Annotated in this window: 11 protein-coding genes; 7 read left to right on the forward strand and 4 right to left on the reverse strand. The window is 59.3% G+C overall.

Features of this window, described 5'->3' with window-relative positions; all coding sequences use genetic code 11:
• Window positions 1-87 precede the first annotated feature (87 nt).
• Window positions 88-1,440: a putative bifunctional diguanylate cyclase/phosphodiesterase gene (locus AC1DCP_RS02880; RefSeq protein WP_003519050.1), complete on the forward strand. Its 1,353-nt coding sequence runs from the start codon at window positions 88-90 to the stop codon at window positions 1,438-1,440.
• A gap of 94 nt (window positions 1,441-1,534) precedes the next feature.
• On the opposite strand, the gene AC1DCP_RS02885 is transcribed toward AC1DCP_RS02880, so the two are convergent.
• From AC1DCP_RS02885 to AC1DCP_RS02900, 4 genes are all read right to left on the reverse strand, one after another.
• On the reverse strand, window positions 1,535-2,422 hold the full coding sequence (locus AC1DCP_RS02885) for an SMP-30/gluconolactonase/LRE family protein (RefSeq protein ID WP_065688040.1): 888 nt from the start codon (window positions 2,420-2,422) through the stop codon (window positions 1,535-1,537).
• 4 nt (window positions 2,423-2,426) lie between these two features.
• Window positions 2,427-3,056: a 2-dehydro-3-deoxy-6-phosphogalactonate aldolase gene (locus AC1DCP_RS02890; RefSeq protein ID WP_065688289.1), complete on the reverse strand. Its 630-nt coding sequence runs from the start codon at window positions 3,054-3,056 to the stop codon at window positions 2,427-2,429.
• A 77-nt stretch (window positions 3,057-3,133) separates the two neighbouring features.
• Window positions 3,134-4,048 (reverse strand): 2-dehydro-3-deoxygalactonokinase, encoded by a 915-nt coding sequence (locus AC1DCP_RS02895; RefSeq protein ID WP_065688041.1) that lies wholly within the window; start codon window positions 4,046-4,048, stop codon window positions 3,134-3,136.
• Window positions 4,048-4,818: an SDR family NAD(P)-dependent oxidoreductase gene (locus tag AC1DCP_RS02900; protein ID WP_111798830.1), complete on the reverse strand. Its 771-nt coding sequence runs from the start codon at window positions 4,816-4,818 to the stop codon at window positions 4,048-4,050. The genes AC1DCP_RS02895 and AC1DCP_RS02900 overlap by 1 nt, the downstream gene beginning before the upstream one ends.
• A gap of 84 nt (window positions 4,819-4,902) precedes the next feature.
• Here AC1DCP_RS02900 and AC1DCP_RS02905 point away from each other — a divergent pair, with 84 nt between their 5' ends.
• The 6 genes from AC1DCP_RS02905 to AC1DCP_RS02930 all read left to right on the forward strand — a co-directional run bounded on the left by AC1DCP_RS02905 (window position 4,903) and on the right by AC1DCP_RS02930 (window position 12,552).
• The gene (locus AC1DCP_RS02905; protein ID WP_065661318.1) at window positions 4,903-5,772 is read left to right on the forward strand and encodes an IclR family transcriptional regulator; all 870 of its coding nucleotides are present in this window, start codon (window positions 4,903-4,905) and stop codon (window positions 5,770-5,772) included.
• A 208-nt stretch (window positions 5,773-5,980) separates the two neighbouring features.
• Window positions 5,981-6,721 carry a helix-turn-helix transcriptional regulator gene (locus AC1DCP_RS02910; protein WP_019564223.1) on the forward strand — a complete coding sequence of 247 codons (741 nt, stop codon included), beginning with the start codon at window positions 5,981-5,983 and terminating at the stop codon, window positions 6,719-6,721.
• A 78-nt stretch (window positions 6,722-6,799) separates the two neighbouring features.
• Window positions 6,800-8,023 carry a CmpA/NrtA family ABC transporter substrate-binding protein gene (locus AC1DCP_RS02915; RefSeq protein ID WP_065688043.1) on the forward strand — a complete coding sequence of 408 codons (1,224 nt, stop codon included), beginning with the start codon at window positions 6,800-6,802 and terminating at the stop codon, window positions 8,021-8,023.
• 127 nt (window positions 8,024-8,150) lie between these two features.
• Window positions 8,151-9,302: an Mrp/NBP35 family ATP-binding protein gene (locus tag AC1DCP_RS02920; protein ID WP_065688044.1), complete on the forward strand. Its 1,152-nt coding sequence runs from the start codon at window positions 8,151-8,153 to the stop codon at window positions 9,300-9,302.
• 337 nt (window positions 9,303-9,639) lie between these two features.
• Window positions 9,640-10,617, forward strand: a complete 978-nt coding sequence (gene corA, locus AC1DCP_RS02925) for a magnesium/cobalt transporter CorA (RefSeq protein ID WP_065661583.1) — start codon at window positions 9,640-9,642, stop codon at window positions 10,615-10,617.
• 15 nt (window positions 10,618-10,632) lie between these two features.
• On the forward strand, window positions 10,633-12,552 hold the full coding sequence (locus AC1DCP_RS02930) for a potassium transporter Kup (protein WP_003511693.1): 1,920 nt from the start codon (window positions 10,633-10,635) through the stop codon (window positions 12,550-12,552).
• Window positions 12,553-12,615: the final 63 nt, after the last annotated feature.

The following is a 12,615-nucleotide window of genomic DNA, read 5'->3' on the forward strand; positions in this document are numbered from 1 at the left end:
CGCATTTTCGGTGCGCGGTTCTATGGCTTTTTTAATACTTGCCCTGCATTGTGATCGCGGTCGACACGGGATTCACGAGATGCAGGAATGAAACGGGCAGAGCCGCAGGCGTTGCACGTCAGCCAGAACGAGCTGCAGGCGATGGCTTACAGCGATCCGCTGACGGGGCTTGGCAATCGTTACCGTTTGCGGGACAAGATCCGCATGCTCGCCAGCGAGCGTTCCAGCGATCCCGCGCCCTTCACCGTCGGCATTGCGAATATTGACGGCTTCAAACCCATCAACGATCTTTTCGGCGTGCAGGCGGGCGACGAGATTTTGTGCCAGGTCGCGCATCGGCTGAAGGCTTGCATTCCCGATGGCGCCGCCGTGACGCGCCATGATGGCGACGAGTTCGCCTTCGTGCTGCCGCTGGTATTCGAACGCACCGGCGCAGAGCGCATCGGCAACATGATCAAGGACGTGCTTTCTGCGCCTTACGATCTCGGCGACCGCAACGTCCGGCTTTCCTCCTCCTTCGGTTTTGCCATCTATCCCTTCGCCGGCGATGATTTCGAGGATTTGCTGAAAAGCGCCGAGACTGCGCTTTACCGCTCCAAGCGCCGTGGCCGTGGCCAGATAACGGTCTATTCGCGCGAGATTGCGCAGGAAATGAAGCGCGCCACCCAGCTGGAACAGGCGTTGCGTAACGCCATCATCACCGATGCGATCGACGTGCATTTCCAGCCCATCGTCAGGCTGGAAGAAGCGAAGGTCATCGGTTTCGAGGCACTCGCCCGCTGGAACGACCCCGATCTCGGTTTCGTGTCGCCCGCCGTTTTCGTGCCGTTGGCCGAAGAACGCGGTTTCATCGACGCGCTGTCGGAGGCGCTGTTGAGGAAGGCGGCGGAAGCGGCGCTGTTCTGGCCGCGAGAGCTTTTCCTGTCCTTCAACCTGTCGTCCGCGCAATTGATGGACCCCGGCACAGCGGATAATATTCTGTCCATCCTGTCGCGTGTCGGCCTTGATCCGCACCGGCTGGAGCTTGAAATCACCGAAACCGCTGTCATGACTTCCGCCGATACCGCGCAGCGCATCATCAGCGAATTGCAGGGTGCGGGTGTTCGTATCTCTCTCGACGATTTCGGCACCGGCCAGTCGAGCCTTGGCCGTCTGCGCGACTTTACCTTCGACAAGGTCAAGATAGACCGCGCCTTTGTCTCCCGCATCAGCAGCGACCGTCCTTCGGAACATATCATCAAGGCCATCGTCGCCATGTGCGAAGGGCTTGATCTCGAGGTCGTCGCGGAGGGTATCGAGGAGCAGGCGGAAGAAGAAAAACTGCGCGCGCTCGGCTGCGCTATGGGGCAGGGCTATTTTTACGGCCGCCCCGCCGATGCCGCCGCCACGCAGCGTTACCTTCACGAAAACTATCGCGAGATCCTGTCGGATATTCCCTGAGAAATGGAGTGGCCTTGCACATAAGGCTGTAGGGACCTCCCCAACCTCATCCATGTGACGAGCACAGGAATGAGAAGGCGGCACGCGCCGCGCTTCACAACCGGTAGAGCGGCTCGAACCTGCCCTTCACCTCAATCCCGAGCTCGAATGTCTTTCCGTGCTGCGGATTGGCGGCAATGGCGTCGTCGTCAAGATTTTCGCGGGCGGATGTGATGAGAAGGCGCGACGCATCGGAGCCGATGAAGGCCGGGCAGGTGGTCTGTCCCGCCGGCACCAGATAGCGTTCGATGTGGTTGCCGTCGGCATCGTAACGATCGACCGCACCCATCCCCCATCGGGCGTTCCAGATATGCCCTTCCGCATCGCAGACCGATCCGTCGACGCCACCATCGATGCCGGCGGTGTCAATGAACACCTCTGCCTTGCCGGTGGGAAGTCCCGTCTCGGCATCGAGCGGCACCTTCATCAGCTCGTTGACCTTGGTGTCGACGTAATATCCGGTCGCGCCATCGGGCGAAAAGCAGATCGAATTTGGAATGCTGACATCGGCAAACAGCTTGGTCACGGTTCCCCTGGCAACGTGGTAGATGCTGCCCGCGCCGATTTGCGCCTTGCGGCCCATGGTGCCGATCCACAGCGCGCCCGAGGGATGCATACGCCCGTCATTCGAGCGGTTGTCGGGCATGTCCTTTTCAAGCTCCGCATGCAGCGTCAACACGCCGGTTGCCGTATCGCGAAGGAAAAGGCCGTCATCGGAGGCGATCAATTGCTTGTGGTCGCTGATTTTCGCCAGTGCGCTGCCCATGAAGGGCAGGGCGTGCACCGTTTTGCGGCCGGAAGCGAGATGCAATTCATGCAGTTCGCGCCCGATGATATTGAACCACCAGGCCGTGCCGGTCGCCGGGTCGAAAGTCGGGCCTTCGCCAAGCGTCATCGGCGTTTCGTCAAGAACACGTCCGGCAAAGGGAAAAACGGTCGCCATGCTTTTATCCTCCAATTGCTGCATCATAGGCCGAAAGTGTGACGATGGCGCGCTCGCGCACCTCCGCGGCCGTCATGCCGGGCTTGTAGAGACTGGTGCCAAGCCCGAAAGCGAGGATGCCGGCGTTGGTATAGTCGGCGAAATTCTTGTCCGAGACGCCACCAACGGCGGCAATGACCAGATCCTTCGGCAGGATCGTCCTGATCGCATTGATGCCGGACGGGCCGATGATGCTGGCGGGAAAGAACTTCAGCCCGGTTGCTCCGGCCTTTGCGGCAACCAAAGCCTCGGTCGGAGTCAGAACGCCCGGCATCGTCACCATGCCCTTGACGCGCGCGGCGGTGATGACGTCGGCATCGGCGTTGGGGCTGACCATCAGCTTGCCACCGGCGGCGTCCAGCGCATCCACGTCTTCCGTGGTGAGCACGGTGCCGGCGCCGATCAGGCAATCGGCGGGCGCCATCTTCGCGGCGATCTCGATCGAGCGGAACGGATCGGGGGAATTGAGCGGGATTTCGATGGCGCGGAAGCCGGTCTCGATCAGCGCGCCGACGACGCCTTTGGTTTCCTCGGGTTTAAGGCCGCGCAGGATGGCGATCAGCGGATATTTCATGGCGGGGAAGGGGATACGCATGTTGGGTCTTTCGTCCTTGAGCGGGATGGCGAAAAGCGTGAGCGGTTTTCGCCTGGAATTCCGCTCCACTGAATAATCTATGACCAGATGGCATTTGCGGCGGCTAACAACCCGCGCCGAACGGCCTCGTCTGCGTCGATGACAGTATATTGAATCTCAAGGGCTGCGAATGCACCCTCGTAAAGCGCACCGAGCGCGCCGGAGCCGATCAGCACCACCGGCGTGTCCCGCCGTACGGAGGAATGCGCACCGGCGATTTCCAGTCCGATCATGATGCCGGAAAGCTTGGCCTTGGCGTCTGTCGCGGTGAGGCCGTGCAGCAATTGTCCGGAGCGCAGGGTGAACAGACGGTTGGTGGCGAGCTGCGGATTGGCATAGACGTCGCGCACGGCCGCCCTGAATACCTCGTGCTCGCCGGTAAAGGCTTCGGCTTCCGCCACCGCATGGGAAAGGATGGTCTGTTTCGAGATGACCTCGAACAGCTCACCGGTCATGAAGGTGGCAAAGCCCGTCACATCGCTGCCATCCACCATTACCCATTTGGAATGGGTGCCGGGCATGCAGACCAGCTTCCTGCCGCCACCGGCGGAGCTGAGTGCACCGAGCAATTGCGTTTCTTCGCCACGCATCACATCAGGTGCGTTTTTGTCCCGCTGCGCCAACCCCGGCAGAATGCGGACATCCCGCTCCTGACCCGGCACGCGCACCGCACCATCGAGAACCGCTGAAAGCGATGCAGGCACGTCGATATAACCGGCCTCCACCCAGCCCTGCCGCGCACCCGCCATGCCGCAGATAAGAACAGGCAGTTTTTCCGGTGCGCCGATGGCATCGAGATGCGATTGCAGCACCTCTGTAAAGCCGGTCCGCATGGCCGTCGTCATGCCTTCAGCACTTCTGCGCTCAGCCAGCACCGCGCCGGACCGGCTGAGCAGCCAGAGCCGGAAACTGGTCGTGCCCCAGTCGACGGCGATAAAAGCGGGTTCAGACATTATAACAGGCCTCCGTCTACGATTATGGATTGCGCGGTGATCGCGCTCGATGCCGATGATGCGAGAAACAGGCACGGACCCACCAGATCGGCGGCGACAAGCGTGCGCTTGAGACATTGCCGTGCCGTGGTCGAGGTGACGTCGTCGTCCGTCAGCCACAATTCTTTCTGCCGTTCCGTCACGATCATGCCCGGCAGCAACGTGTTGACGCGGATATTTTCCGGCCCCAACCGTCCGGCGAGGCTTTTCGTCAGGCCGATGATGCCGGCCTTGGCTGCCGCATAAGAAGGAAGCTCGCCCATGTTCAGCAAAAACGAAATCGAGGAGAAATTGATGATGGCTGCGTCTCGCGCCTGCCGTAGATGTGGCAAGGCGGCCTGAACCGTGAAGAACATCTGCTTGAGATTGACGGCCTGATTGGCATCCCAATAGGCTTCTGTGACGGTATCGATGTCGTGGCGGTCGTCCCATGCGGCATTGTTGACGAGCACCTTGATGCCGCCGGTTGCAGCTGCTGCCGCCTCCACGCTCTGCCGGGTCGCCGCAATATCGCGCAGGTCGGTCTTGAAGAAATGGACCGGATGGCGTGCGGCATGAGCAAGCCGCGCAACGAGCGCCACACTCGGCTCTTCGGCGATGTCGATGAACGCGACCCTTGCGCCCTGCGCCGCAAAGGCCTCCACCAGCGATGCCCCGATGCCGGAGCCGCCGCCGGTGACGAGCACGCCCGCGTCCTTGAGGTCAGGGAAATGGGCTTGCATCATCGGCATCGTCTCGTCCAGTGAGGGGCTTGATTGTTCCATTATTTGGAACTAGATTTTACTAAGTGGAATTATTCTCTTGGCCGCAGGCTTATGTCAAGACAGATGACGGTGGATGTTGCCATGCCCGATCACAAAAACCCAAATGACAGCGAGCATGAGGTGGTTCCTGCCTTGGAGCGAAAAAAGGAAAGCGTAACCGGCACGCTTGGTAAGGCCGTCTCGCTTCTGGAGCTTATCGCCCTTGCCGAAAAACCGATGCGCTTCACCGACGTTGTCGAGGCTTGCGGCCAGCCGCGCGGCACGGTGCACCGCCAGCTCGCCCATCTTGTGGCCGAAGGTCTGGTCGATCATGTCGCCGACCAGACCTATGTCGTGGGTCTGAGGCTGCTGCAATTGGCTGCCAAGGCCTGGAGCAGCAATGATCTGCGCAGCATTGCCGCGCCGCATCTGGCGGCATTGCAGGAGGCGACGCAGGAATCCGTGCATCTTGCCGTTCTGAACGGCGGGCAAGTCACCTATCTGGACAAGATGGAGGGCAAGCATACTTTGCGCATGCATTCGCAGGTGGGCAAGACATCCCCCGCCTATTGCACAGGGGTGGGCAAGGCCGCGCTGTCAATGCTTTCCCTTGACGATCTCGCTGCACTTGCCGCAGAGCTGGACTTCCACCGCTTCACGCAAAATACGATCGTAACCCCGCAAATGCTGGCGCAGGATGTGGCCGCCATTCGCAACAATGGCTACGGTTTCGACCTTCAGGAGCATGAGATCGGCATTCACTGCGTTGCCGCGCCGGTATGGGCGCCGGGGCGCAATTTTCTCGCGGCGATTTCCGTCACCGGCCCAGCCTATCGCGTGGATGTGGAGCAACTGCGGAAATGGGGTCCTCTGGTGCGCGAAACGGCCGATCAAATTTCGGCGGAACTTGCCTGCAGATTATCTCCGGTTGCGAATGGTTGAGAAAAATGGATGCGTGAAGCTGTTGGTTTCCGCTTCAAAAACGGCAGATCGCGCGCCGATGCGTGTAAGTGAAATCTTATTTTCGATTATTCGGAATTAAGTTTCAACTTTTGTTTGCATGAATCATTTTGGCGAGTAACATCCGCGCAATTTCCGCACGAAGGCAGGCCTTTGCGGCGGTATTTTCTCTTTTTTGAAGAACCGCTTCATGCAGAAAACAGAGACGGCCGCCGTTCAGTCGATTGGTGTTGATTGCGTTCGCGAGATCGCCGGTCTCAACACGCAATTTGATATATTCCGGTTTTTGAAACGGCTGACGGAAGCCTGGGGATTCAAGGCCTTCATGGTGCTTGACCTGTCGGCCGAAATGGCGAGCGAATTGTCGCAATGCACCATCATCACCAGCTGGCCGGCCGAGCTTTTGCAGCGTTATGATGAAGAGGGCATGCTGCAGAGAAGCCGGGTTATGGCGCAGTTGAAGAAATCGACCACACCCTTTTCCGTCTCCCTGGATTTTCTGGTCAGCGGCGACGAAAACGCGCCGAAGAAACCGGTCATCGGACTTTTTGAGCGGTTCGATATGATCAATTCGGTGTGGTTTCCCGTTCACGACATCACCACGATGCGGGGAGCGGTGTCCTTTTCCGGTAACAAAACGAGTTTGCCCACCAGCCAGCTGGCGGAACTTTTTTACATTTCCAGCCACATCTTTGCCCGGCTATCTGAAATCCGCCGCCTTGACCTGCGGGTTCCCGAGACATTGAACGAGCGCGAGATAGATTGTCTGAACTGGACGGCCGCCGGCAAGACCAGCGCCGAGATCGCTGAAATCATGATGCTCTCGGAACATACCATCAATCACTACCTGAACCGTGCGACGAAAAAACTCGATACTGTCAACCGCACCCAAGCCGTCGCAAAGGCGCTCCGGGTCGGTCTGATTAAATAGCGAAACCGCAAATTTATCATTGTGATAAATGGGTTCCTGGGCGATCCTTCTTTCGAATCACCGGGAAGGAGAAATCGTTTGCCGGAACGGCATAGGATAAAAGCGGGGTTTTCTCCGACTGTCGATTGCGCCGTACTGATAGCCGCTGCCGAAAAAGGCTTTGCTGCCGACGAAGGCGTCGAACTGGAACTCATCCGAAAACAATCCGCGCGCGCCGTGCTTGCAGCACTTGGCGAGGACGAGGTTCAGATCGCCCATTTGCCCGCCGCGGTTCCCGTCGGTTCCGCGGTTGGCCTCGATGACCTGCCGGCCGATATTGTCGGCGTCTTCACTCTTTCCCTCGGCGGATCGGCAACGACCGTTTCGCACGGATTTTTCGACGAGCTTTACCGGGAGGGCATGAAGCTGCCGGACCCGGCCGCGTTCGGGCGGGCGATGGCCCGTGTCTGTTCCGCGCGCCGGGCGGCGGATGAAAAACCGCCGGTCTTTGCGATCGAGGATATCGTGTCCACGCCGTTTTATGTGCTGCGTTATCTGCTCGGAAGCTGCGGCGTGCTGCTCGGCCGCGACATGGAAATCGTTGAAGCCCTGCCGAAGGCTATGCCGGCACTTTTGGAAAGCGGCAAGGTCGATGCGCTCTGTACCGCCGAACCGGCGGGCAGCGCTGTGGTGCTGGGTGGCGGCGGGCGGATCGTCACCACGGGAGCGCTGATCTGGCACAATGCGCCTGAAAAGATACTGGCCGTGAAGCGGCCCTGGGCGGAAGAGAACGCCACTGTGCTGGAAGGCTTGCTGCGTTCGCTTTATCGCGCCGGCGAATGGTGCGCCAACTCCGCCAATATTGAGGAACTTACCGGCATTCTTGCCGCCCCCCATTATATTGACGAGAACGGCGAATTCCTGCTTCCGGCGCTGACGGGTTATATTTCCACTTCGCAAAGGGACATGCAGCGTTTTCAGGAGTTTTTCGTAACAAGCGCCAAGGCCGCCAATTTCCCCTGGCAAAGCCAGGCGCTGTGGTTCTTCAGCCAGATGTTGCGCTGGGGCGAGGTTCCCCCCGATCGCCGGTTCGATGCGGCCGTGGTGGAGGCCGCGCGCAATGCCTATCGGCCGGATATCTTCCGCAAGGCGATGAAGCCGCTTTTCGTGCCGGTGCCGGGTGCGAACCTGAAGCTGGAAGGCACGTTGCGGGAGCCGGTCCATGTCGGGGCGTCACGCTCGGGTCTTGTCCTCGGCCCCGACTGTTTTTTCGATGGTCGGGTTTTCGATCCGGAAACGCTTGATATGGACGACGAAATCTGAAGTCTGCGAATAAACCGTCGCGATGATCCGCTGTTTGCGGTTTGGCATTGGCGAACGGGCCGCGTTTGTCTATGGATGGCGCGGAATGCAGCCCATATCCGGCGGGATGATGTAGCGGAGTAAACATATGGCAGAGGTCAGCAAGCACCAGGTCGAAAAGGCTTTGGAGGCAGTCATCTATCCGGGCAGCGGCAAAAGCATTGTGGCGCTTGGCATGGTCTCGGAAATCTTCATCGCCGACGCGAAAGCCTATTTCTCTATTACCGTCCCGGCCGACAGGGCAGCCGACATGGAGCCGTTGAGGCTTTCGGCTGAACAGGCCGCCAAGGGCGTTCCGGGTATCGCCGGTGCCGTCGTCGCGCTGACAGCGGATCGCAAACCCGGCACACAACAACCCGCACCGGCGCGCCCGGCGCCGGCACCGGCGCGCCCTGCGGCTGCAACCGGCCGCCCGCCCGCGCAGCCAGGCTCGTCGAAGGTCGGCGTTCCCGGCGTCGGCGCGATCATCGCCGTTGCCTCGGGCAAGGGCGGGGTCGGCAAGTCCACGACCGCCGTCAACCTGGCGCTGGGCCTACAGTCGCTGGGCCTCAAGGTTGGCATGCTCGACGCCGACATTTACGGCCCCTCGCTGCCACGACTGCTGAAGATTTCAGGACGCCCGCAGCAGCAGGAAGACCGCATCATCATTCCCATGGAAAATTACGGACTGAAGGTCATGTCCATGGGATTTCTGGTGGATGAGGAAGCGGCGATGATCTGGCGCGGGCCGATGGTTCAGTCCGCATTGATGCAGATGTTGCGTGAAGTCGCCTGGGGTGAACTCGATGTGCTGGTGCTCGACATGCCGCCTGGCACCGGCGACGCGCAACTCACCATCGCCCAGCAGGTGCCGCTCGCCGGCGCCGTCATCGTCTCCACGCCGCAGGATCTGGCGCTGATCGACGCGCGCAAGGGCATCACCATGTTCCGCAAGGTGGAAGTGCCGCTGCTCGGCGTCGTCGAGAATATGAGCTACTTCATCGCACCGGATACCGGCGCGCGTTATGATATTTTCGGCCATGGCGGTGCAAAGGCAGAGGCTGAGCGGATTGGCGTGCCGTTCCTCGGCGAAGTGCCGCTCACCATTTCCATCCGTGAAATGTCTGATGCCGGAACGCCGGTCGTTGCCGCCGAGCCAGATGGTCCGCAGGCCGCCATCTACCGCGATATTGCGGAAAAAGTCTGGGCCCGCATCGGTGCGGGCGAAAGAAAAGCCGCCCCGAAAATCGTTTTCGAATAACGTACCGGTTAAGGAAGAAAAAAGGCCGGACGGTTGTCCTGCCTGGATATATTTTAAAAACAATATGTTAACTGGTGGCTTCGGGAAAGGCCGATGCATTTGAACGCCAGAGATGCATCGCCTGCAATGCTGTCGCGAGAAAATATTGCTTGATTGGGTCTCGCTTTGGGAGCATAGCCCTGCGCCGTTTGGTTCTTGGTCCGTCAGTCCGGCGGGATGTGAAAATCCCGCTCGTTCCGGTGTTCCCTGAAGTGTCGTCCAAAGGTTTGCCGACCTTGAACAGGATATGTTAAGCAGCATTGCGGCTGAAGCCAGCGATGCGGACCGGAGAAACGGATTGATAAAAGCCTATCGCGCCAACTGCGAGGCGATCAGCCTGTCGCCAGACGACGGCCGTGAACAGATTCCCGACGATATCGTCTGGATCGACCTTATCAATCCGACGAGGACGGAAGAGCAGTATGTTGAAAAACTGCTGGGGCTTGAGCTGCCCACCCGCGAGGATTTGAAGGATATCGAACCTTCCAGCCGCCTTTACATGGAAGATGGCAACGTCTTCATGACCGCCTCTCTGGTTTGGAAGGCAGATTCCGACGGTCCGCGCCTGACAGATGTCGCCTTTATTCTTGCCGGCAAGCGCCTTGTGACGATCCGTTATGCCGAGCCGAAATCATTCCACCTCTTCACCGCCGCCATTACCCGCGTGCCGCACGAGATGCGCAGCGGCACCGCGCTGTTGCTGAAACTGCTGGAAACCATCGTCGATCGCACGGCAGAAATTCTCGAAAACTCGGTGGCAGGCATCGACAATCTCGCCGCCGATCTTCTCGGCAGCCAGGCGCGCAGCAAGCGCAAGGCACCGCGTTATCTGGAAGACCGACTGACGAACATTGCCGCCTATCACCGGCTGATCTCCAAGGTTCGCGACAGCCTTGCTTCCCTTGCACGCCTGCAGACTTTCCTGTCCACAAGTGCGCAGGTCCAGCAGGACAAGGAAGCGAGGGAACAGAGCAAATCGATCGGTCGGGATATCCAGTCGTTGAGCGAACATGCCTCCTTCGTTTCGGGCAATCTGACATTCCTGCTGGACGCTTCTCTCGGCATCATCAACATCGAGCAGAACGGCATCATCAAGATCTTCTCGATCGCGTCGGTCGTGTTCCTGCCGCCCACTCTGGTGGCGTCGGTTTACGGAATGAACTTTCAGCTCATGCCGGAGTTGAACTGGACGTTTGGCTATCCACTCGCGCTCGTCGTCATGCTGATGTCGGCAATCATCCCGTTTCTCTTTTTCCGTTGGAAGGGCTGGCTCTAAGGAGCCAGGATCATCATGTCTCAAATCGCAGACAAGGACTTTACCGAGAAGCCGGATTCGGATGACAAGCATCAGAACAAGGGGCTTTATGCCGCGATCCTTGGTTCTATCGGCGTCGTCTACGGCGATATCGGCACCAGCCCGCTCTATGCCTTCCGCGAAGCGCTAAAGCCGATCGCCTATGATGGCGTGACGAGAGAAGAAGTCATCGGCCTGACATCCCTGATGATCTGGTCTCTGACGATCATCGTAACGTTCAAATACATCACGCTCCTGCTGCGCGCCGACAATGACGGCGAGGGCGGCACACTCTCGCTTCTGGCGCTGTTGATGAAGACGGCGGGCACTCACCGCAGCGTTCTCATCGTGCTCGGCCTCATCGGCGCAGCCCTGTTCCTGGGCGATGCCATGATCACGCCGGCGCTATCAGTGCTTTCGGCGGTGGAGGGGCTGAAGCTCGTCACTCCGGCCATGGACGATTTTATCATTCCGATCTCCGTCTGCATTCTCATCGGCCTCTTCGCGATCCAATCGCACGGTACGGGAACTGTGGCGAAATTCTTCGGACCGATCACCGCCGTCTGGTTCCTGGTCATGGGTTTAGCCGGCCTCATTCACATCGCCGATGATTTCGGCATTCTCTATGCCTTCAACCCTTGGCATGCGGTCGAGTTTCTCGCCAATGAAGGCTTTTATGGCATCGTCGTGCTGGGCGCGGTTTTCCTGACGATCACCGGTGCTGAAGCGCTTTATGCCGATCTCGGCCATTTCGGCCGCCGTCCCATACAGTGGGCATGGTTCTGTCTGGTTTTCCCGGCACTGACGCTGAATTATCTCGGTCAGGGCGCGCTGGTTCTCAAGGACCCGGCGGCGATGTCCAATCCGTTTTACCTGATGTTCCCGCAATGGGCGATCCTGCCGGCCGTCATTCTGGCGACCGCCGCCACCATCATCGCCAGCCAGGCGGTTATAACAGGCGCGTTCTCGCTCGTGCGTCAGGCGATCCATCTCGGCTATCTGCCGCGCATGGAAATCCTCTTCACTTCGGAAACCAATACCGGGCAGATCTATCTTCCCGCCGTCAACACCATCCTGCTGTTCGGCGTCGTCGCACTGGTGCTCACCTTCAAAAGTTCGGATGCACTGGCCACCGCCTACGGCATTTCCGTTACCGGCGCGATGGTCGTCACCAGCATGATGTTCTTCGAATTCGTTCGCAAGCGCTGGCAATGGTCCATCTGGCTGGCGATTGGCGTGCTGGCGCCGCTTCTGCTGCTGGAACTGATTTTCCTCGGTGCAAACCTGCTCAAGATACATGATGGCGGCTATGTGCCGGTGTTGCTGGCAATCGCTTTCACCATCATCATGACCACCTGGCAGCGCGGCTCGAAAATCCTTTTCGCCAAAACCCGCCGCAGCGATGTGCCGCTGAAGGCTTTCGTGGCTTCGGTGGAAAAGGAAAGCGCCCATGCGCCGGTGCGCGTGCCCGGCACAGCGATTTTCCTGACTGGCGATCCGGATGCCGCACCCGCTGCATTGTTGCACAATCTCAAGCACAACCACGTCCTGCACGACAAGAACGTGATTTTGACGATCCGCACGGAAGACCAGCCGCGCGTCCGCCCCGAAAATCGTTACACACTGACGAAGCTGAGCGATCGTTTTGCCGTAGTCGAACTGCATTTCGGCTTCATGGAAACGCAGAACGTCACCCAGGCGCTCGGTTACCTCAGGCGCACGGGTTACAAGTTCGACATCATGTCCACCTCGTTTTATCTCGGTCGCCGCAAGCTGGTGCCGGATCCGAAATCGGGCATGCCCGGCTGGCAGAACCGACTGTTCATCGCGCTTGCCGAAACGGCCGCCGATCCCTCGGACTACTTCCGCCTTCCGGCCAACCGCGTGGTGGAACTCGGGTCTCACGTCGTCGTCTGATTATTAGAAGGTGGTTACACATTAACGTGAAGCCGCGCCCGCGCGCGGCGTTAACCAAGCATC

The organism is Agrobacterium sp. 10T429 (genome assembly GCF_056393925.1).